General features: G+C 67.7%; 29 protein-coding genes. 1 reads left to right on the forward strand and 28 read right to left on the reverse strand.

Going from position 1 to position 17,533, the window contains the following annotated elements; all coding sequences use genetic code 11:
* Nucleotides 1-153: 153 nt before the first annotated feature.
* From rplO to AB0O01_RS12970, 28 genes are all read right to left on the reverse strand, one after another.
* Complete coding sequence (gene rplO / locus AB0O01_RS12835; protein ID WP_365312825.1) at nucleotides 154-609, reverse strand: 50S ribosomal protein L15; 456 nt, start codon at nucleotides 607-609, stop codon at nucleotides 154-156.
* Nucleotides 610-611: 2 nt separating this feature from the next.
* Nucleotides 612-794: a 50S ribosomal protein L30 gene (gene rpmD / locus AB0O01_RS12840; protein ID WP_129307387.1), complete on the reverse strand. Its 183-nt coding sequence runs from the start codon at nucleotides 792-794 to the stop codon at nucleotides 612-614.
* Nucleotides 795-796: 2 nt separating this feature from the next.
* Nucleotides 797-1,402 (reverse strand): 30S ribosomal protein S5, encoded by a 606-nt coding sequence (gene rpsE, locus AB0O01_RS12845; protein ID WP_094054455.1) that lies wholly within the window; start codon nucleotides 1,400-1,402, stop codon nucleotides 797-799.
* Nucleotides 1,403-1,438: 36 nt separating this feature from the next.
* On the reverse strand, nucleotides 1,439-1,822 hold the full coding sequence (gene rplR / locus AB0O01_RS12850) for a 50S ribosomal protein L18 (RefSeq protein ID WP_095748088.1): 384 nt from the start codon (nucleotides 1,820-1,822) through the stop codon (nucleotides 1,439-1,441).
* A 3-nt stretch (nucleotides 1,823-1,825) separates the two neighbouring features.
* Nucleotides 1,826-2,365 (reverse strand): 50S ribosomal protein L6, encoded by a 540-nt coding sequence (gene rplF, locus AB0O01_RS12855; protein WP_365312828.1) that lies wholly within the window; start codon nucleotides 2,363-2,365, stop codon nucleotides 1,826-1,828.
* A 24-nt stretch (nucleotides 2,366-2,389) separates the two neighbouring features.
* A complete protein-coding gene (gene rpsH, locus AB0O01_RS12860; RefSeq protein WP_014674378.1) occupies nucleotides 2,390-2,788 on the reverse strand; it encodes a 30S ribosomal protein S8 in 399 nt (132 codons plus the stop codon).
* Nucleotides 2,789-2,998: 210 nt separating this feature from the next.
* A complete protein-coding gene (locus tag AB0O01_RS12865) occupies nucleotides 2,999-3,184 on the reverse strand; it encodes a type Z 30S ribosomal protein S14 (RefSeq protein WP_003948630.1) in 186 nt (61 codons plus the stop codon).
* 5 nt (nucleotides 3,185-3,189) lie between these two features.
* On the reverse strand, nucleotides 3,190-3,747 hold the full coding sequence (gene rplE / locus AB0O01_RS12870; RefSeq protein WP_355741599.1) for a 50S ribosomal protein L5: 558 nt from the start codon (nucleotides 3,745-3,747) through the stop codon (nucleotides 3,190-3,192).
* On the reverse strand, nucleotides 3,747-4,070 hold the full coding sequence (gene rplX / locus AB0O01_RS12875; protein WP_362749494.1) for a 50S ribosomal protein L24: 324 nt from the start codon (nucleotides 4,068-4,070) through the stop codon (nucleotides 3,747-3,749). Before rplX ends, rplE begins: the two co-directional genes overlap by 1 nt.
* A gap of 2 nt (nucleotides 4,071-4,072) precedes the next feature.
* Nucleotides 4,073-4,441: a 50S ribosomal protein L14 gene (gene rplN / locus AB0O01_RS12880; protein WP_003998823.1), complete on the reverse strand. Its 369-nt coding sequence runs from the start codon at nucleotides 4,439-4,441 to the stop codon at nucleotides 4,073-4,075.
* A gap of 99 nt (nucleotides 4,442-4,540) precedes the next feature.
* The gene (gene rpsQ / locus AB0O01_RS12885) at nucleotides 4,541-4,831 is read right to left on the reverse strand and encodes a 30S ribosomal protein S17 (protein ID WP_355741595.1); all 291 of its coding nucleotides are present in this window, start codon (nucleotides 4,829-4,831) and stop codon (nucleotides 4,541-4,543) included.
* Nucleotides 4,831-5,055, reverse strand: coding sequence for a 50S ribosomal protein L29 (rpmC, locus tag AB0O01_RS12890; RefSeq protein ID WP_023547377.1), 225 nt, complete (start codon nucleotides 5,053-5,055; stop codon nucleotides 4,831-4,833). The genes rpsQ and rpmC overlap by 1 nt, the downstream gene beginning before the upstream one ends.
* Complete coding sequence (gene rplP, locus AB0O01_RS12895; RefSeq protein ID WP_009327094.1) at nucleotides 5,055-5,474, reverse strand: 50S ribosomal protein L16; 420 nt, start codon at nucleotides 5,472-5,474, stop codon at nucleotides 5,055-5,057. The genes rpmC and rplP overlap by 1 nt, the downstream gene beginning before the upstream one ends.
* Nucleotides 5,475-5,479: 5 nt before the next feature.
* Nucleotides 5,480-6,319, reverse strand: coding sequence for a 30S ribosomal protein S3 (gene rpsC / locus AB0O01_RS12900; protein ID WP_365312831.1), 840 nt, complete (start codon nucleotides 6,317-6,319; stop codon nucleotides 5,480-5,482).
* Nucleotides 6,319-6,666, reverse strand: coding sequence for a 50S ribosomal protein L22 (rplV, locus tag AB0O01_RS12905; protein WP_355167612.1), 348 nt, complete (start codon nucleotides 6,664-6,666; stop codon nucleotides 6,319-6,321). The genes rpsC and rplV overlap by 1 nt, the downstream gene beginning before the upstream one ends.
* Before the next feature lie 44 nt (nucleotides 6,667-6,710).
* Nucleotides 6,711-6,992, reverse strand: a complete 282-nt coding sequence (gene rpsS, locus AB0O01_RS12910) for a 30S ribosomal protein S19 (protein ID WP_355741589.1) — start codon at nucleotides 6,990-6,992, stop codon at nucleotides 6,711-6,713.
* Nucleotides 6,993-7,004: 12 nt separating this feature from the next.
* Entirely contained in the window at nucleotides 7,005-7,841 is an 837-nt protein-coding gene (rplB, locus tag AB0O01_RS12915) for a 50S ribosomal protein L2 (RefSeq protein ID WP_365312833.1), read from the reverse strand.
* Between the two features lie 40 nt (nucleotides 7,842-7,881).
* Entirely contained in the window at nucleotides 7,882-8,301 is a 420-nt protein-coding gene (rplW, locus tag AB0O01_RS12920) for a 50S ribosomal protein L23 (RefSeq protein WP_365312835.1), read from the reverse strand.
* Entirely contained in the window at nucleotides 8,301-8,960 is a 660-nt protein-coding gene (gene rplD, locus AB0O01_RS12925; RefSeq protein ID WP_355741583.1) for a 50S ribosomal protein L4, read from the reverse strand. The genes rplW and rplD overlap by 1 nt, the downstream gene beginning before the upstream one ends.
* An 8-nt stretch (nucleotides 8,961-8,968) precedes the next feature.
* Nucleotides 8,969-9,613 carry a 50S ribosomal protein L3 gene (rplC, locus tag AB0O01_RS12930; RefSeq protein ID WP_046732368.1) on the reverse strand — a complete coding sequence of 215 codons (645 nt, stop codon included), beginning with the start codon at nucleotides 9,611-9,613 and terminating at the stop codon, nucleotides 8,969-8,971.
* A 17-nt stretch (nucleotides 9,614-9,630) separates the two neighbouring features.
* A complete protein-coding gene (gene rpsJ / locus AB0O01_RS12935) occupies nucleotides 9,631-9,939 on the reverse strand; it encodes a 30S ribosomal protein S10 (RefSeq protein WP_003948644.1) in 309 nt (102 codons plus the stop codon).
* A gap of 529 nt (nucleotides 9,940-10,468) precedes the next feature.
* Nucleotides 10,469-11,662 carry an elongation factor Tu gene (tuf, locus tag AB0O01_RS12940; protein ID WP_365312836.1) on the reverse strand — a complete coding sequence of 398 codons (1,194 nt, stop codon included), beginning with the start codon at nucleotides 11,660-11,662 and terminating at the stop codon, nucleotides 10,469-10,471.
* 157 nt (nucleotides 11,663-11,819) lie between these two features.
* The gene (gene fusA, locus AB0O01_RS12945) at nucleotides 11,820-13,946 is read right to left on the reverse strand and encodes an elongation factor G (protein WP_365312837.1); all 2,127 of its coding nucleotides are present in this window, start codon (nucleotides 13,944-13,946) and stop codon (nucleotides 11,820-11,822) included.
* A 39-nt stretch (nucleotides 13,947-13,985) separates the two neighbouring features.
* Entirely contained in the window at nucleotides 13,986-14,456 is a 471-nt protein-coding gene (rpsG, locus tag AB0O01_RS12950; protein ID WP_073792897.1) for a 30S ribosomal protein S7, read from the reverse strand.
* Nucleotides 14,457-14,458: 2 nt separating this feature from the next.
* Nucleotides 14,459-14,830 (reverse strand): 30S ribosomal protein S12, encoded by a 372-nt coding sequence (rpsL, locus tag AB0O01_RS12955; RefSeq protein ID WP_007823146.1) that lies wholly within the window; start codon nucleotides 14,828-14,830, stop codon nucleotides 14,459-14,461.
* Nucleotides 14,831-15,275: 445 nt separating this feature from the next.
* The gene (locus AB0O01_RS12960) at nucleotides 15,276-15,776 is read right to left on the reverse strand and encodes a DUF1707 and DUF4190 domain-containing protein (RefSeq protein ID WP_365312838.1); all 501 of its coding nucleotides are present in this window, start codon (nucleotides 15,774-15,776) and stop codon (nucleotides 15,276-15,278) included.
* Nucleotides 15,777-15,956: 180 nt separating this feature from the next.
* A complete protein-coding gene (locus AB0O01_RS12965) occupies nucleotides 15,957-16,199 on the reverse strand; it encodes a hypothetical protein (RefSeq protein ID WP_365312841.1) in 243 nt (80 codons plus the stop codon).
* Nucleotides 16,196-16,768, reverse strand: coding sequence for a hypothetical protein (locus AB0O01_RS12970; RefSeq protein ID WP_365312842.1), 573 nt, complete (start codon nucleotides 16,766-16,768; stop codon nucleotides 16,196-16,198). Before AB0O01_RS12970 ends, AB0O01_RS12965 begins: the two co-directional genes overlap by 4 nt.
* Before the next feature lie 267 nt (nucleotides 16,769-17,035).
* Between AB0O01_RS12970 and AB0O01_RS12975 the strand changes: the two genes are divergently transcribed.
* Nucleotides 17,036-17,491, forward strand: coding sequence for a helix-turn-helix transcriptional regulator (locus AB0O01_RS12975; protein ID WP_365312845.1), 456 nt, complete (start codon nucleotides 17,036-17,038; stop codon nucleotides 17,489-17,491).
* Nucleotides 17,492-17,533 lie beyond the last annotated feature (42 nt).

Below are 17,533 nucleotides of genomic sequence, written 5' to 3' on the forward strand. Positions count from 1 at the left end.
GGTGCCCCTCGGGGAGGCGACACCCCGCGAAAGTGGGCAGCGTAGGTCACCTTACCGGCGACACCACCGCCCTTGGAACGACCAACCGGGGATACCCCATTTGTGGGGTATCCCCGGTCGGGATCGCTCAAGTCATCGAGACGCCTGAGGTGTTCAGACGAGCTCGGTGACGGTACCGCCGGCGGCGGTGATCTTCTCCTTGGCGGACCCGGAGACGGCGTCCACCGTCACCTGGAGCGCCACGGAGATCTCGCCCTGGCCGAGGACCTTGACGAGGCTGTTCTTGCGCACGGCACCCTTGGCCACGAGGCCCTCGACCGTGACCTCGCCACCCTCGGGGTAGAGCGCGGCCAGCTTGTCGAGGTTCACGACCTGGTACTCGGTCCTGAACGGGTTCTTGAAGCCCTTCAGCTTCGGGAGGCGCATGTGCAGCGGCATCTGGCCGCCCTCGAAGCGCTCCGGAACCTGGTAGCGGGCCTTGGTGCCCTTGGTACCACGACCGGCCGTCTTGCCCTTGGACGCCTCACCACGACCGACACGGGTCTTGGCGGTCTTGGCACCGGGGGCGGGACGGAGGTTGTGGATCTTCAGCGGGTTCTGCTCCGCCATGATCAGTCGACCTCCTCGACCGTCACGAGGTGACGGACATGGCGCACCATGCCGCGGAACTCGGGGCGGTCCTCCTTGACGACCTGCGTGTTGATCCCTTTGAGACCGAGGGAACGCAGGGTGTCACGGTGGTTCTGCTTGCTGCCGATGTAGGACTTGACCTGCGTGATCTTGAGCTGAGCCATGATCACACACCCGCCCCGGCACGTGCGCGCAGCAGAGCCGCGGGGGCCACGTCCTCCAGGGGCAGACCGCGGCGGGCCGCGATCTCCTCGGGACGCTGGAGGCCCTTGAGGGCCGCCACGGTGGCGTGCACGATGTTGATCGCGTTGTCGGAGCCGAGCGACTTCGACAGCACGTCGTGGATACCGGCGCACTCCAGCACGGCACGCACCGGACCACCGGCGATCACGCCGGTACCCGGGGACGCCGGCTTGAGGAGCACGACTCCGGCAGCCTTCTCACCCTGGATGGGGTGCGGGATGGTGCCCTGGATCCGGGGGACCTTGAAGAAGTGCTTCTTGGCCTCCTCCACACCCTTGGCGATGGCGGCCGGCACCTCCTTGGCCTTGCCGTAACCGACACCCACGGTGCCGTCACCGTCACCCACCACGACCAGCGCGGTGAAGCTGAAGCGACGACCACCCTTCACAACCTTGGCGACGCGGTTGATCGCGACAACGCGCTCAACGTACGCGGTCTTCTCGGCGGCAGCAGCGCCGCCGTCACGGCCCTTCCGGTCCCGCCGCTCGCCGCCACCGGCACCGCTTCCGCGGCGCTGGGGTCCAGCCATTGGATTACCTCTCTCTTTCCGCTAGCTACAAGCGGCTCAGAACTTGAGCCCGGCCTCGCGGGCGGCGTCCGCCAGGGCGGCGATGCGCCCGGCGTACTGGTTGCCACCACGGTCGAACACCACGGCCTCGACACCGGCGGCCTTGGCGCGCTCGGCGACCAGGGCACCGACCTGCTTGGCCTGGGCGGACTTGTCGCCCTCGGCCCCGCGGATCGAGGTGTCCAGGGTGGACGCCGACGCCAGGGTGTGACCCTTCAGGTCGTCGATCACCTGCGCCACGATGTGGCGGTTGGAGCGGGTCACGACCAGACGGGGACGCTCCGCCGTACCGTTGATCCGCTTGCGGATCCGGATGTGACGGCGCTTGATCGCGGCGCGCTTGTAGGCGTCGCCCTTGAGGATCTTCTGTCCGTATGCCATGGCCTACTTACCCGCCTTTCCGACCTTGCGGCGGATGACTTCGCCCTCGTACTTGACGCCCTTGGCCTTGTACGGGTCGGGCTTGCGCAGCTTGCGGATGTTGGCCGCGACCTCGCCGACCTTCTGCTTGTCGATGCCCTCGACCGAGAACCGGGTGGGGGCCTCGACCTTGAAGGTGATGCCCGCGGGGGCCTCGACCAGGATCGGGTGGCTGTAACCGAGCGCGAACTCGAGGTTCGAGCCCTTGGCGGTCACGCGGTAACCGACACCGCTGATTTCGAGCTTCTTCACGTAACCCTGGGTCACGCCGGTGATCATGTTCGCCACCAGCGTGCGGGACAGGCCGTGCAGGGCCTTGTTCTGACGCTCGTCGTTCGGGCGGGTGACGCTCAGGACGCCGTCCTCACCCTTGGCGACATCGATCGGCGCGGCGACGGTGTGGGTCAGCTCGCCCTTGGGGCCCTTGACCTTGACCGTACGGCCGTCGATGGTGACGTCCACGCCGGCGGGAACCGCGATGGGGAGCTTGCCGATGCGCGACATAGCTGTTTCCTCCGTTCCCTTCCGCTACCAGACGTAGGCGAGGACTTCCCCACCCACGCCCTTCTTGCCGGCCTGCTTGTCGGTGAGGAGCCCGTGCGACGTGGAGATGATCGCCACGCCGAGGCCGCCCAGCACCTTCGGCAGGTTGGTGGACTTCGCGTACACCCGGAGACCGGGCTTGGAGATGCGCTTGATGCCCGCGATGGAGCGCTCACGGTTGGGGCCGAACTTCAGCTCCAGGACGAGGTTCTTGCCGACCTCGGCGTCCTCGACCTTCCAGCCCGTGATGAAGCCCTCCTGCTGGAGGATCTCCGCGATGTGAGACTTGATCTTGGAGTGCGGCATCGACACCGAGTCGTGGTACGCCGAGTTCGCGTTCCGCAGACGCGTCAGCATGTCTGCGATCGGATCAGTCATGGTCATGAAGTGGCCTTCGGCCTCTCTCGCCGGGGTTTCCTGATGCGCCATCCCTCTCCCCGATCCGGGACGGGACGGGTGCGGCGCGGTGGACCTACGGCGTAGTAAGTCTGACGGGCGCGACAGGCGCCCAACCCCACAAGCCTAAGCCATGTGGAGCGGGCCCCTGTCCACCCATTGCTTACCGAGAGCCCTGGGAGTCCGGGATTACCGGGACTACCAGGAGCTCTTGGTCACGCCCGGCAGCTCGCCACGGTGAGCCATCTCACGAAGGCACACGCGGCACAGGCCGAACTTGCGGTACACGGAGTGGGGGCGGCCACAGCGCTGGCAGCGGGTGTAGCCACGCACCCCGAACTTGGGCTTGCGAGCAGCCTTAGCGATCAGAGCCTTCTTCGCCATCTCGCTCACGCCTCCTTGAAGGGGAAGCCGAGGTGACGAAGGAGCGCGCGGCCCTCAGCGTCGTTGGTCGCCGTGGTGACCACGGTGATGTCCATACCCCGGACGCGGTCGATCTTGTCCTGGTCGATCTCGTGGAACATGACCTGCTCGGTGAGACCGAAGGTGTAGTTGCCACGGCCGTCGAACTGCTTGGGGGACAGACCGCGGAAGTCGCGGATGCGCGGCAGCGCGAGCGACAGGGTGCGGTCCAGGAACTCCCACATGCGGTCGCCACGGAGCGTGACGTGGGCACCGATCGGCTGGCCCTCACGCAGCTTGAACTGCGCGATGGACTTGCGGGCCTTGGTGACGGCCGGCTTCTGACCGGTGATCGTGGTGAGGTCCTTGATGGCCCCCTCGATCAGCTTCGAGTCACGGGCGGCGTCGCCGACACCCATGTTGACCACGATCTTGACGAGGCCGGGGACCTGCATGACGTTCTCGTACTTGAACTCGTCACGCAGCTTGCCCGCGATCTCCTCGCGGTACTTCGTCTTCAGACGCGGAGTGGTGGTGGTAGCCATCAGATGTCCTCACCCGTCCGCTTGGCAACGCGGATCTTGTTGCCCTCGTCGTCGAAGCGGTAACCGACGCGGGTCACGACCTTCTTGCCGTCCTTCTCCACGACCAACTGGACGTTGGAGATGTGGATCGGGGCCTCGGTCGTCACGATGCCGCCGGCCTGGGACCCACGAGCCGTGGGACCGGCCTTGGTGTGCTTCTTGACCCGGTTGACACCCTCGACCAGGACACGCTCGTCGCGCGGGTAAGCGGCGATGACCTTGCCCTGCTTGCCCTTGTCCTTGCCGGTGATGACCTGGACCAGGTCGCCCTTCTTGATCTTCATGCTTACAGCACCTCCGGCGCGAGCGAGATGATCTTCATGAACTTCTTCTCGCGCAGCTCACGGCCGACCGGGCCGAAGATACGGGTGCCGCGAGGGTCGCCGTCGTTCTTCAGAATGACGGCGGCGTTCTCGTCGAAGCGGATGTACGAGCCGTCCGGACGGCGGCGCTCCTTGACGGTGCGAACGATGACCGCCTTGACGACGTCACCCTTCTTCACGTTGCCACCGGGGATCGCGTCCTTGACGGTGGCGACGATGACGTCACCGATGCCCGCGTAGCGGCGACCGGAGCCACCGAGCACACGGATGCAGAGGATTTCCTTCGCACCCGTGTTGTCGGCGACACGCAGTCGCGACTCCTGCTGGATCACGTCTATCTCCTGTTTGTCTGCCGGTTCCCCGGGGGCCGCTCGGTGAGCGGTCCCCGGAGCCTGGCGGAACTGCCCTGCGGGGGATGCCCCGCAGGAGGTTTACTTGGCCTTTTCGAGAATCTCGACGACGCGCCAGCGCTTGGTCGCCGACAGCGGACGGGTCTCCATCAGGAGGACGCGGTCGCCGACGCCCGCAGCGTTCTGCTCGTCGTGCGCCTTGAGCTTGTTCGTACGGCGGATGACCTTGCCGTACAGCGCGTGCTTGACGCGGTCCTCGACGGCGACGACGACGGTCTTGTCCATCTTGTCGCTGACGACGAGACCCTCACGGGTCTTGCGGAAGCCACGCGCCTGGGGGGCGCTGTTCTCAGTCACGTTGTTCTCGCTCATCAGGCGTTCTCCACCGTTTCGATGCCCAGCTCACGCTCGCGCATCAGGGTGTAGATCCGCGCGATGTCCTTGCGGACCGCCTTCAGACGGCCGTGGTTCTCAAGCTGACCCGTCGCCGCCTGGAAGCGGAGGTTGAACAGCTCTTCCTTGGCCTCGCGGAGCTTCGCCAGAAGCTCCTCGTTGCCCAGCTCGCGCAGCTCGGACGCCTTGGTACCGACCGACATCACGCTTCACCTGCCTCGCGCTTGACGATCCGGCACTTCATCGGCAGCTTGTGGGCCGCACGGGTCAGCGCCTCACGGGCGATCTTCTCGTTGGGGTACGACAGCTCGAACATGACGCGTCCGGGCTTGACGTTGGCGATCCACCACTCCGGGGAACCCTTACCGGAACCCATGCGGGTCTCGGCCGGCTTCTTGGTGAGGGGACGGTCCGGGTAGATGTTGATCCAGACCTTGCCGCCACGCTTGATGTGGCGGGTCATGGCGATACGAGCCGCTTCGATCTGGCGGTTCGTGACGTACGCCGGGGTCAGCGCCTGGATGCCGTACTCGCCGAACGCGACCTGCGTACCGCCCTTGGCAGCGCCGGAGCGCTTGGGGTGGTGCTGCTTGCGGTGCTTGACCCTACGGGGGATCAGCATGTCGGTCAGGCCTCCGTTCCGCCGCTAGAAGAGGACGGCGCCTCGGCCGGAGCGGCGGCGGGGGCGTCGGCCTTGGGGGCCTCGGCACCGCCGGCCTGCTGCGGCTTGCGACCGCGCCGCTCGCCACCGCGGCCACCACGGGCCGGGCGGTCGTTGCCGCCACCGCGGGCCGGGCGGTTGCCCGCACGGGCGGCGGCGTTCTCGGCGCGGACCTCGGCGATGTTCTTGACGTCGCCCTTGTAGATCCAGACCTTCACACCGATGCGGCCGAAGGTCGTCTTGGCCTCGAAGAAGCCGTAGTCGACGTTCGCGCGGAGCGTGTGCAGGGGCACGCGGCCCTCGCGGTAGAACTCCGAGCGGGACATCTCGGCGCCGCCGAGACGGCCACCGCACTGGATCTTGATGCCCTTGGCGCCCGCCTTCATCGCCGACTGCATGCTCTTGCGCATGGCACGGCGGAAGGAGACCCGGGAGGAGAGCTGCTCGGCGACCGCCTGGGCCACGAGCTGCGCGTCCGTCTCGGGGTTCTTGACCTCAAGGATGTTGAGCTGGACCTGCTTGCCGGTCAGCTTCTCGAGCTGGCCGCGGATCTTGTCGGCCTCCGCGCCGCGGCGGCCGATGACGATGCCCGGACGCGCGGTGTGGATGTCGACGCGGACGCGGTCACGGGTGCGCTCGATCTCCACCTTGGAGATACCGGCGCGCTCCATGCCGGACGTCAGCATCCGGCGGATGGCGACGTCCTCCTTGACGTAGTCCTTGTACAGCTTGTCGGCGTACCAGCGCGACTTGAAGTCGGTGGTGATACCGAGCCGGAACCCGTGCGGGTTTACCTTCTGGCCCATTACCGGGTTCCTTCCTTGCTGCTGACGACCACGGTGATGTGGCTGGTCCGCTTGCGGATCCGGTAGGCACGGCCCTGGGCGCGCGGACGGAACCGCTTCAGGGTCGGGCCCTCGTCGACGTACGCCTCGGAGATCACGAGGGTGCCGGCGTCGGTGTGGTCGTAGTTGTGCGCGGCGTTGGCAATGGCGCTGTCGAGCACCTTGCCGACCGGAACCGAGGCTGCCTGCGGAGCGAATCGCAGAACAGCCTGGGCCTCCGTGGCGTCCATGCCACGGATGAGGTCCACCACACGGCGGGCCTTCATGGGCGTGACGCGGATGTACCGCGCCTGGGCCCTGGCTTCCATGGTTGTCCCTTCAGAGTTACTTACGTGTCTGATGCGATCCGCTGCTAGCGGCGCTTCGACTTGCGGTCGTCCTTGACGTGACCCCGGAAGGTACGGGTCGGCGAGAACTCGCCGAGCTTGTGACCGACCATCGACTCGGTGACGAACACCGGGATGTGGGTCTTGCCGTTGTGCACCGCGAGCGTGTGGCCGAGCATCGCCGGCACGATCATGGAGCGTCGGGACCAGGTCTTGATGACGTTCTTGGAACCGGCTTCGTTCTGGGCGTCCACCTTCTTGAGCAGGTGGTCGTCGACGAAGGGTCCCTTCTTCAGGCTACGAGGCATCTCAACCCGTCCTTAGCGCTTCTTGTTCGTCTTGCGGCGGCGGACGATGTACTTGTTCGACGCCTTCTTGGGCGAACGAGTACGGCCTTCCTTCTTGCCCCACGGGGACACGGGGTGGCGGCCACCGGAGGTCCGGCCCTCACCACCACCGTGCGGGTGGTCGACCGGGTTCATCACGACACCGCGGACGGTCGGGCGAACGCCCTTCCACCGCTTGCGGCCCGCCTTGCCCCAGTTGATGTTCGACTGCTCGGCGTTGCCGACCTCGCCGACGGTGGCGCGGCAGCGCACGTCGACCAGGCGGATCTCACCGGACGGCATGCGGAGGTGGGCCATGGAGCCCTCCTTCGCGAGCAACTGCACCGAGGCGCCGGCGGAGCGGGCGAACTTGGCGCCGCCGCCCGGCCGCAGCTCGATGGCGTGCAGCGTGGTACCGACCGGGATGTTGCGCAGCGCGAGGTTGTTGCCCGGCTTGATGTCGGCGCCGGGGCCGTTCTCGACGCGGTCGCCCTGCCCGAGGCCGCGCGGCGCGAGGATGTAGCGCTTCTCGCCGTCGGCGTAGTGCAGCAGCGCGATGCGCGCGGTGCGGTTGGGGTCGTACTCGATGTGCGCGACCTTCGCCGGCACGCCGTCCTTGTCGTGCCGACGGAAGTCGATCACGCGGTAGGCGCGCTTGTGGCCACCGCCCTGGTGGCGGACGGTCACACGACCGGAGTTGTTACGGCCACCCTTGCTGTGCAGGGGGCGAACCAGCGACTTCTCCGGCGTGGACCGCGTGACCTCGACGAAGTCGGCGACGCTGGCGCCACGACGGCCCGGCGTAGTCGGCTTGTACTTGCGGATTCCCATTTCTCAGTCCTCGTCCGATTCCGGACGATCCGGACCTCCGTCAGGAGGTCGGACCGCCGAAGATGTCGATACGGTCGCCCTCGGCGAGGGTCACGATCGCGCGCTTGGTCGCGGCGCGCTGGCCGAAGCCCGTACGGGTCCGCTTGCGCTTGCCGACGCGGTTGATCGTGTTGACCCCGGTGACCTTGACCTCGAAGACCGCCTCGACGGCCTGCTTGATCTGGGTCTTGTTGGAGCGCGGGTGGACGATGAACGTGTACTTGTTCTCGTCCAGGAGCGCGTAGCTCTTCTCGGAGACGACCGGCTTGAGCAGCACGTCACGGGGGTCCGTGAACGACTTGCTCAGCGGGGTCTCGACGGTGTTCTTGCCCTCGGCGGCGTGGCGGCGCGCCTTGGCGACGCGCGCGGCCTTGGCGGCCTTGGCCGCCTTGGAGGCGATGGAGGGGTGACGGATGGCCATCAGACCTCAGTCCCTTCGGTGTCGTTGGCCTTGTTCGGGCCGGCGACGAAGGACTCCAGAGCGGCCTGGGTGAAGACCACGTCGTCCGAGACGATCACGTCGTACGTGTTGAGCTGGCCCGGCTCCAGGATGTGGACCTGGGGCAGGTTGCGGGCGGACAGCCACGCGGCCTCGTCGGCGCGCTCGACGACCAGGAGCAGGTTCTTGCGCTCCGAGATCTTGCCGAACAGCCCCTTGGCGGCCTTGGTGGAGGGGGTCTCGCCCTCGATCACGCCGGTGACGACGTGGATGCGGTTGGCGCGGGCCCGGTCGGTGAGGGCGTGCCGCAGGGCGGCGGCCTTCATCTTCTTGGGGGTGCGCTGCGAGTAGTCGCGGGGCTGCGGGCCGTGCACGACGCCACCGCCGGCGAACTGCGGGGCGCGGGTCGAGCCCTGACGGGCGCGGCCGGTGCCCTTCTGGCGGTACGGCTTCTTGCCGCCACCACGGACTTCACCGCGGGTCTTGGTCTTGTGCGTGCCCTGGCGGGCAGCCGCGTTCTGCGCGACGACGACCTGGTGGATCAGCGGGATGCTGACCTTCTCCACGCCGAAGATCTCCGCGGGGAGTTCGACGCTACCGGTCTTCTCGCCGGCAGGCGAAAGGATGTCAACAGTGCTCATCGGTTACCTCAGGCCCCCTTGGCCGCGGTGCGGACCAGGACGAGGCCGCCGTTCGGACCGGGAACCGCGCCCTTGATGAGCAGCAGACCCTTCTCCGCGTCAACGGCGTGGACGGTCAGGTTCTGGGTGGTGACCCGCTCGTTGCCCATGCGACCCGCCATGCGGAGGCCCTTGAACACACGGCCCGGGGTGGCGCAGCCACCGATGGAGCCGGGGGAGCGGTGCTTGCGCTGGGTGCCGTGACCGGCGCCGAGGCCCTTGAAGTTGTGACGCTTCATGACACCGGCGAAGCCCTTGCCCTTGCTCTTGCCGGTGACGTCGACCTTCACGCCGGCCTCGAAGACCTCGGCGGTGACTTCCTGGCCGAGGGTGTACTCGGCGGCGTCAGCCGTACGGATCTCGACAAGGTGGCGACGGGGGGTGACATCGGCCTTGGCGAAGTGGCCCTTGAGGGGCTTGTTCACCTTGCGCGGGTCGATCTCGCCGAAGGCGATCTGGACCGACTCGTAGCCGTCGACGTCGTTGGTGCGCACCTGGGTGACGACATTGGGGCCGGCCTTGACGACGGTGACCGGAACAACGCGGTTGTTCTCGTCCCACACCTGCGTCATGCCGAGCTTCTCGCCCAGGATGCCCTTGATCTGCTTAGCCATCTCTCAGATCACCGGCCTCAGAGCTTGATCTCGATGTCGACACCGGCCGGGAGGTCGAGTCGCATCAGAGAGTCAACGGTCTTGGGGGTCGGGTCGAGGATGTCGATCAGACGCTTGTGCGTGCGCATCTCGAAGTGCTCGCGCGAGTCCTTGTACTTGTGCGGCGACTTGATGACGCAGTACACGTTCTTCTCAGTGGGCAGCGGCACCGGGCCCGCGACCGACGCACCAGTACGCGTCACCGTCTCGACGATCTTCTTCGCCGAGGAGTCGATGACCTCGTGGTCGTAGGCCTTGAGCCGAATGCGGATCTTCTGTCCCGCCATGGCTACTCAGTAGTCCTGTCTCTTCTTACGCTCTGGAACCCGGTGTTCCATCGCCCTGCTCTCCGACCCACGCGGTCGGGCGTGTCGCAGTCCCGCTGACACGGATGCCCCTTGTTCGAACATCCCATCGGGGATTGCACACGGCCCTTCCGGAACCGCGAGCCGGGAACCGAACGGTCCACCGGGTGCCTGGCCGGTGCCGCACCTACACTTCCCGGAAGATTCCCGTACGTCCAACCCGCATGGGGTTGACGAGTACTGTGGGACTCGCTTCCGGTCCTCCCGGCGGGAGGCGCGCAGCATCAACACTCGACCGAGCAACTCGGACAGTCTGCCACATGGCCCGGGGCCCGCGCCAATCGAGCCGGAGAGAATACCCCGAAGGTGACGCAGGTCAAACACGGGTCCACCCCGACACCCCCTCGATCCACCCCGACGCACGCGAAGAGGCCCGTACGACCGCAGTCGTACGGGCCTCCCGTGGCTCGCGGGGAGCCTACCGGGTCAACCGGTCCTCAGGCAGAAATGCCTACTTGAGGATCTTGGTGACCTGGCCGGCGCCGACGGTCCGGCCACCCTCACGGATGGCGAACTTCAGGCCCTCCTCCATGGCGATGGGCTGGATCAGCTCCACGCGCATGTCGGTGTTGTCGCCCGGCATGACCATCTCGGTGCCCTCGGGGAGGTGCACGACGCCGGTCACGTCCGTGGTACGGAAGTAGAACTGCGGGCGGTAGTTGTTGAAGAACGGGGTGTGACGACCACCCTCGTCCTTCGACAGGATGTAGGCCGTGGCCTCGAACTCGGTGTGCGGCGTGACCGAACCCGGCTTGATGATGACCTGGCCGCGCTCGACGTCCTCGCGCTTGACACCGCGGAGCAGCAGACCGACGTTCTCACCGGCCTGGCCCTCGTCGAGCAGCTTGCGGAACATCTCGATGCCGGTGACCGTGGTGGTGGTCTTCTCGGTCTTGATGCCGATGATGTCGACGGTCTCGTTGACCTTCAGGACACCACGCTCGATACGGCCGGTGACGACCGTACCGCGGCCGGTGATCGTGAAGACGTCCTCGACCGGCATCAGGAACGCCTTGTCGATGTCACGCTCGGGCTGCGGGATGGACTCGTCGACAGCCTTCATCAGGTTGAGGACGGACTCCACCCACTCCGCCTCGCCCTCCAGGGCCTTCAGCGCGGAGACCTTGACGACCGGCAGGTCGTCGCCCGGGAACTCGTACTCGGTGAGCAGCTCACGGACCTCGAGCTCGACGAGCTCCAGGATCTCCTCGTCGTCCACCATGTCGGCCTTGTTCAGGGCGACCACGATGTACGGCACGCCGACCTGGCGGGCCAGGAGCACGTGCTCCTTGGTCTGCGGCATCGGGCCGTCGGTGGCGGCCACGACCAGGATCGCGCCGTCCATCTGGGCGGCACCGGTGATCATGTTCTTGATGTAGTCCGCGTGACCCGGGCAGTCGACGTGGGCGTAGTGACGCGCCTCGGTCTGGTACTCGACGTGCGCGATGGAGATGGTGATACCGCGCTGGCGCTCCTCGGGCGCCTTGTCGATGTTGTCGAACGGGGTGGCCTCGTTCAGGTCCGGGTACGCGTCGTGCAGCACCTTGGTAATGGCGGCCGTGAGGGTCGTCTTACCGTGGTCGATGTGACCGATGGTGCCGATGTTGACGTGCGGCTTAGTCCGCTCGAACTTCGCCTTCGCCACTGGGGTCCTCCTGTGGAGTGGTTCTGTACGCCTTACTTCATCGGCGCCAGGTGATCTTTGCTGTAAAGGCCCGGATCCCGGGGGCATTCCGACCGGGTTCACGGTGGAATGCCCCTGAGGTTCCGGAGTCAAGCCTACGGCGTGTGAACGCGGTGCGTTACTCGCCCTTGGCCTTCGCGATGATCTCCTCGGCGACGTTCCGCGGAACCTCGGCGTAGGAGTCGAACTGCATCGAGTAGCTCGCGCGACCCGATGTCTTGCTGCGGAGGTCGCCGACGTAGCCGAACATCTCCGACAGGGGCACGAGGCCCTTGACGACGCGGGCACCGGCCCGCTCCTCCATGGCCTGGATCTGGCCACGGCGGGAGTTGATGTCGCCGATGACATCGCCCATGTAGTCCTCGGGCGTGGTGACCTCGACGGCCATCATCGGCTCCAGGAGCACGGGGGACGCCTTGCGCGCGGCCTCCTTGAACGCCTGGGAACCGGCGATCTTGAAGGCCAGCTCGGAGGAGTCGACCTCGTGGTAGGCGCCGTCGAGCAGCGTGATGCGGACACCGGTCATCTCGTAACCGGCGAGGATGCCGAACTGCATGGCCTCCTGGGCACCGGCGTCGACCGAAGGGATGTACTCCTTCGGGATACGGCCACCGGTGACCTTGTTCACGAACTCGTACGACGTGTCGCCGCCCTCGATGGGCTCGATGGCGATGATCACGCGCGCGAACTGGCCGGTGCCACCCGTCTGCTTCTTGTGGGTGAACTCGACCTTCTCGACCCCCTTGCGGATGGTCTCGCGGTACGCGACCTGCGGCTTGCCGACGTTGGCCTCGACCTTGAACTCACGGCGCATCCGGTCGACCAGCACCTCGAGGTGCAGCTCGCCCATACCGCCGATGATGGTCTGGCCGGTCTCCTCGTCCGAGTGGACCTGGAAGGACGGGTCCTCCTCGGCCAGGCGCTGGATCGCGATGCCCAGCTTCTCCTGGTCGCCCTTCGACTTGGGCTCGATGGCGACCTGGATCACCGGCGCCGGGAAGTCCATGGACTCCAGGATCACCGGGTTCTTGTCGTCGGACAGCGTCTCACCGGTGGTGGTCTGCTTCAGGCCCATGACGGCGACGATGTCACCGGCGCCCACCGACTCGATCTCCTCACGCTTGTTGGCGTGCATGCGGTAGATCTTGCCGATGCGCTCCTTGCGGCCCTTGACGGAGTTCAGCACGGCGGTGCCGGACTCCAGGCGGCCGGAGTACACCCGGACGAAGGTGAGCTTGCCGAGGTGCGGGTCGCTCATGATCTTGAACGCCAGGGCGGCCAGCGGCTCGTCGTCGGACGGCTTGCGCTTGACGACCTTCTCCGCGTCCTTGACGTCATGGCCCTCGATGGCCTCGACGTCCAGCGGCGACGGCAGGTAGCGCACGACCGCGTCGAGCAGGGGCTGGACGCCCTTGTTCTTGAACGCGGTGCCGCAGAACACGGGGGTGACGGTGGTGCCGTCGCCCTTGCCGGAGGCGATGGTGATCCGGCGGATCGCCGCGTAGAGCTGCTCCACGGTGGGCTCCTGGCCCTCCAGGTACAGCTCCATCAGCTCTTCGTCGTTCTCCGCGACGGCTTCGAGCAGCTTGCCGCGCCACTCCTCGGCCGCCTCGGTGTGGGTGTCCGGGATGTCGACGGTGTCGTACATCTCGCCCTTGGTGGCCTCGGCGGACCAGACGAACGCCTTCATCGTCACCAGGTCGACGACGCCCTTGAAGTCCGCCTCGGCGCCGATCGGGAGCTGCATGACCAGCGGCTGCGCGCCCAGGCGGTCGGAGATCATGTCCACGCAGCGGTGGAACTCCGCGCCCGTGCGGTCGAGCTTGTTGACGAAGCAGATCCGCGGCACGCCGTAGCGGTCGGCCTGACGCCACACCGTCTCGGACTGCGGCTCGACACCGGCCACGCCGTCGAACACCGTCACGGCACCGTCGAGCACGCGCAGGGAGCGCTCCACCTCTACGGTGAAGTCGACGTGCCCCGGGGTGTCGATGATGTTGATGGTGTGGTCGACTTCTTCGAGCGGCCAGTGACAGGTGGTGGCAGCAGAGGTGATCGTGATGCCACGCTCCTGCTCCTGCTCCATCCAGTCCATGGTCGCGGCGCCGTCGTGGACCTCGCCGATCTTGTACGAGACGCCGGTGTAGAAGAGGATCCGCTCGGTGGTGGTCGTCTTGCCCGCGTCGATGTGGGCCATGATGCCGATGTTGCGCACCCTGGCCAGGTCAAGTGAAGTGGTAGCCATAGGGCTTCAGTCTTCTCTCGGTCTCGATGTGGACTGCGACTACCAGCGGTAGTGCGCGAAGGCCTTGTTGGACTCGGCCATCTTGTGCGTGTCCTCACGCTTCTTCACAGCGGCACCCAGGCCGTTGGACGCGTCGAGGAGTTCGTTGAGCAGACGCTCGGTCATGGTCTTCTCGCGACGGGCGCGGGAGTAACCGACCAGCCAGCGCAGCGCCAGGGTGTTGGCACGACCGGGCTTGACCTCGATCGGCACCTGGTAGGTGGCGCCACCGACACGGCGGGACTTGACCTCGAGGGTCGGCTTGATGTTCTCGAGAGCGCGCTTCAGCGTGATGACCGGGTCGTTGCCGGTCTTGTCGCGCAGACCCTCCATGGCGCCGTAAACGATCCGCTCGGCAGTCGAGCGCTTGCCGTTCAGCAGCACCTTGTTGATCAGGGAGGTCACCAGAGGGGAGCCGTAGACCGGGTCGATGATGACCGGGCGCTTCGGGGCGGGGCCCTTACGAGGCATTCTTACTTCTCCTTCTTGGCGCCGTAGCGGCTGCGGGCCTGCTTGCGGTTCTTGACACCCTGGGTGTCGAGCGAGCCGCGGATGATCTTGTAGCGAACACCCGGCAGGTCCTTCACACGGCCACCACGCACGAGCACGATGGAGTGCTCCTGCAGGTTGTGTCCCTCACCCGGAATGTAAGCGGTGACCTCGATCCCGCTGGTCAGACGCACACGCGCGACCTTACGCAGGGCCGAGTTCGGCTTCTTCGGGGTGGTCGTGAACACACGCGTGCAGACGCCGCGGCGCTGGGGCGAACCATCCAGTGCGGGCGTCTTGTTCTTCTCGACCTTGTCCTGCCGGCCCTTGCGGACCAACTGCTGGATCGTAGGCACTACTTCTCCGGTTTCTGTGTGCCGATGGGTACAGCTAACCTGGAACGTCGCCGACCCACGCGGTCGGGTGTGTCGAATCCCGCAGACTCCCGCCCGGAGGCGGAAAGGGCGCAGATCACGGTGGCCGCTCACAGCTCGCGTTGCGGTTTCAAGGCACGCACGAGAGCCAGGGCACACCCCAGGCACAAGGTCTGAGCGTACCTACCGCATTCGCTGCGGTCAAAACAACTGGGCATCGCCCGTATGACCGTGCGGTGCATGTCAAGGCCATGCACGACGGGTGACCTTCGAATCAACGCCGGCGAACGCTCCGCAGCAGGTCAGCCCCGGCGACCGGAGACGCCACCCCGGCCCCGCCACCGCCGCGACCGGAGACGGCTGCCCGGCCCCGCCTGTCGGAGGCGGCGGCCCGGGACGGCAGCCCGGGACGGCGGGTGGGCCGGGGTCATCCGGAGGCCGCCGCCGCGATCAGGGCGACCAGGAAGATCGCCCACCCGGCCATCGACAGCCACCCCAGCACCAGCCCGGTGATGGCGAAGCCCTCCCCGCTCTCCCCCGTGCGCCGCATCTCGGCGCGCGCCGAGTGGCCGAGGATCACCGCGGGCAGGCCGGTGACCCCGAACGTCATCGTGGTGAGCACGCCGAGCACCATGGAGCCCACCGCCTTGCCGTTGGTGGGCGGCGCCGGGGCGGGCAGGAAGGTCCGCGGTACCTGGTACATCATCGGGGGCGGCATCATGGGCATCGGCTGCATCGGGGGCATGGCCTGCATCGGTACCGGCCCCTGGGGCAGATCGGCGACCAGCAGCGCCAGCTCCCCCACCGTCCGCGCCGCGTACGCCCGCTCGATGCGCTTCTCCAGCTCGGCCTGCTGGAGGCGCCCCTCGCCGAATCCGGCTCTGAGCACATCGACGGCCCGCTCCCGGTCGGCGTGGGAGGCCAGCATGGAGTGTCCTGTCTGGGCCTGCCACGGCTGCGGCTGCCCGTACCACTGCGGCTGCCTCTGCCACGGTGTCGGATCGGACACAGCACACCTCCCCAGCCGGAGAAACGCCTTCATCATCATCCAACGCACGCGGAACGACAGCGGTTCCCCCATCCGGACATCAATGACAAACCGTCGGGTTCAGGGGGAGGGCCGGGCAGGTGGGCGGGGACCGTTGCCCCGCCGGGTCGCGCGCTCGGCGGCGAAGACGTCCTCCAGCCGGTAGAGATGGGCGCGGCCGACCCGGCCCGCGGCGGCGAGGCGCCCGAGTTGGACCCACTTGCGGAGGGTGGCGGGCGCCACCCCGGCCTCCCGGGCGGCGAGCGAGCCGGGGACGAGGGCGGGGAGTGAGGGGAGCGCGGGGGTCCGATGACGGTCGGTCACCGTCCCTCCCTGCGCACCCACTCCGCCTCGTCCCAGGTGTGCCGGTGGGCCGGGTCGCCGGCGCAGCCGCACCGCGGGTCGGCACAGCGGCAGCCGGGATTGACGCAGAGCACGGCGCCGCGCTCGGGGAAGGCGCGCAGGGAGACCGAGTCGCAGTGCGGGCAGCGTCCGGACATCCGTACGACGGTCTCCGGGTCGCCCAGGACGCGGGCGCACCGGCGGGCCATCCGGCGGGCCTCGTCGTGGACATGGGCGGCGAGCAGGGCGTCCCGTCCGATGTCGTCGAGGAGGGCGGCGATCCGGCGGAGCCGCTCGGGGACCGGGGCGCGGCGGGGGCGGGGCAGGCCGAGGCGGTCGCGCACGGCCTCCTCCAGTTCGACCACGCCGTCGGTGATGTCCCGGAGGGTGTCGGAGACATGGAGGCGGAGGGGGGCGGCGCCGGGGCCGGGGCCGGAGGCCGGGGTGGAGGTGCGGCCGGGTGCGGAGCGGCGGCTCGGGGCCAGTTCGGCGGTCAGTTCGGGGAACTGCCGGGCGAGGGTGCTGAGCCAGAGGGCGGGTGGGGTGGTCATGGAGGCTCCCTGGGGTGGGGGCGGGGCGGGCCGCCGCGGGAAGGCGGGGCCTCACCCTTACAGATTGCGCGCGCGCCCGCAACATAGCTCGCTCACTCTCCGCCGATCGGCGCTTACGCAGCGCCCACGGAGCGTCTACGGAACGCTGGCGTCGACCCGCTTTCCGCGCGGCACTTGCGCGAGCGCACATAATTCCGCGCGCGCAAGCAAGCTAGGCTGGTTTCGTCCGAGGGACCCTCGGCCCTTACTAGGGAAGCGAGCAGCGAGATGACCAGTCAGGACCTGGAGGCGTTCGCCGGGTGGGTCGAGGACCTGATGCGCCACCGCGGCTACGACATCGACAGCCCGCGCGGCGGCGGCCGGTCGCGGATCGCCGACGAGGCGGGCGTGCACCGCGCGGCCGTCACCCGGCTGCTGCAACGCCAGAGCATGCCCGATCTGGAGACCACCCGGCGACTGGCGCGGGCGCTGGGCGTACCGGTGCGGGACATGCTGATCCGGTCGGGCCGGCTGACGGCGGAGGAACTGGCCGACCCGCGGGAGCGCACGGCCGGGGCGGGGGCGGGGGCGGGGACCGGGGTGCGGACAGACGGGCGGCCGAGCCTGGAGGAGGTCGCCGACCTGCTGGGCGTACCGGCGGACCGGCGGGAGATGTTCGCCCGGGTGGTGCAGCAGTTCCTGCCGGACGAGGGGCGGGCGGGGGGTGGGGGGACGGGCGCCTGACCGGCCCGGCCGGGACGCCGCCCCCTCTCTCTCCGACTCCTC

Source organism: Streptomyces sp. NPDC093252, assembly GCF_040683675.1.
Taxonomy (GTDB): Bacteria; Actinomycetota; Actinomycetes; order Streptomycetales; family Streptomycetaceae; genus Streptomyces.

Bases quoted from the DNA above. Each gene is read 5' to 3' on its own strand.
- rplC (WP_046732368.1), bottom strand. From the start codon at position 9,613: ATGGCTAAGCAGATCAAGGGCATCCTGGGCGAGAAGCTCGGCATGACG.
- rplB (WP_365312833.1), bottom strand. From the start codon at position 7,841: ATGGGAATCCGCAAGTACAAGCCGACTACGCCGGGCCGTCGTGGCGCC.
- rplX (WP_362749494.1), bottom strand. From the start codon at position 4,070: ATGAAGATCAAGAAGGGCGACCTGGTCCAGGTCATCACCGGCAAGGAC.
- AB0O01_RS12975 (WP_365312845.1), top strand. From the start codon at position 17,036: ATGACCAGTCAGGACCTGGAGGCGTTCGCCGGGTGGGTCGAGGACCTG.
- fusA (WP_365312837.1), bottom strand. From the start codon at position 13,946: ATGGCTACCACTTCACTTGACCTGGCCAGGGTGCGCAACATCGGCATC.
- rplP (WP_009327094.1), bottom strand. From the start codon at position 5,474: ATGCTGATCCCCCGTAGGGTCAAGCACCGCAAGCAGCACCACCCCAAG.
- rpsC (WP_365312831.1), bottom strand. From the start codon at position 6,319: ATGGGCCAGAAGGTAAACCCGCACGGGTTCCGGCTCGGTATCACCACC.
- rplO (WP_365312825.1), bottom strand. From the start codon at position 609: ATGGCGGAGCAGAACCCGCTGAAGATCCACAACCTCCGTCCCGCCCCC.
- rplF (WP_365312828.1), bottom strand. From the start codon at position 2,365: ATGTCGCGCATCGGCAAGCTCCCCATCGCGGTTCCCGCCGGCGTGGAC.
- rpsJ (WP_003948644.1), bottom strand. From the start codon at position 9,939: ATGGCGGGACAGAAGATCCGCATTCGGCTCAAGGCCTACGACCACGAG.
- AB0O01_RS12865 (WP_003948630.1), bottom strand. From the start codon at position 3,184: ATGGCGAAGAAGGCTCTGATCGCTAAGGCTGCTCGCAAGCCCAAGTTC.
- rpsE (WP_094054455.1), bottom strand. From the start codon at position 1,402: ATGGCTGGACCCCAGCGCCGCGGAAGCGGTGCCGGTGGCGGCGAGCGG.
- rplW (WP_365312835.1), bottom strand. From the start codon at position 8,301: ATGGCCATCCGTCACCCCTCCATCGCCTCCAAGGCGGCCAAGGCCGCC.
- rpsS (WP_355741589.1), bottom strand. From the start codon at position 6,992: ATGCCTCGTAGCCTGAAGAAGGGACCCTTCGTCGACGACCACCTGCTC.
- rplV (WP_355167612.1), bottom strand. From the start codon at position 6,666: ATGGAAGCCAGGGCCCAGGCGCGGTACATCCGCGTCACGCCCATGAAG.
- rpmC (WP_023547377.1), bottom strand. From the start codon at position 5,055: ATGTCGGTCGGTACCAAGGCGTCCGAGCTGCGCGAGCTGGGCAACGAG.
- AB0O01_RS12970 (WP_365312842.1), bottom strand. From the start codon at position 16,768: ATGACCACCCCACCCGCCCTCTGGCTCAGCACCCTCGCCCGGCAGTTC.
- AB0O01_RS12960 (WP_365312838.1), bottom strand. From the start codon at position 15,776: ATGCTGGCCTCCCACGCCGACCGGGAGCGGGCCGTCGATGTGCTCAGA.
- rplE (WP_355741599.1), bottom strand. From the start codon at position 3,747: ATGGCTACCACCACCACTCCGCGTCTGAAGACGAAGTACCGCGAGGAG.
- rpsG (WP_073792897.1), bottom strand. From the start codon at position 14,456: ATGCCTCGTAAGGGCCCCGCCCCGAAGCGCCCGGTCATCATCGACCCG.
- rpmD (WP_129307387.1), bottom strand. From the start codon at position 794: ATGGCTCAGCTCAAGATCACGCAGGTCAAGTCCTACATCGGCAGCAAG.
- rplD (WP_355741583.1), bottom strand. From the start codon at position 8,960: ATGAGCACTGTTGACATCCTTTCGCCTGCCGGCGAGAAGACCGGTAGC.
- rpsQ (WP_355741595.1), bottom strand. From the start codon at position 4,831: ATGAGCGAGAACAACGTGACTGAGAACAGCGCCCCCCAGGCGCGTGGC.
- rpsH (WP_014674378.1), bottom strand. From the start codon at position 2,788: ATGACCATGACTGATCCGATCGCAGACATGCTGACGCGTCTGCGGAAC.
- rplR (WP_095748088.1), bottom strand. From the start codon at position 1,822: ATGGCATACGGACAGAAGATCCTCAAGGGCGACGCCTACAAGCGCGCC.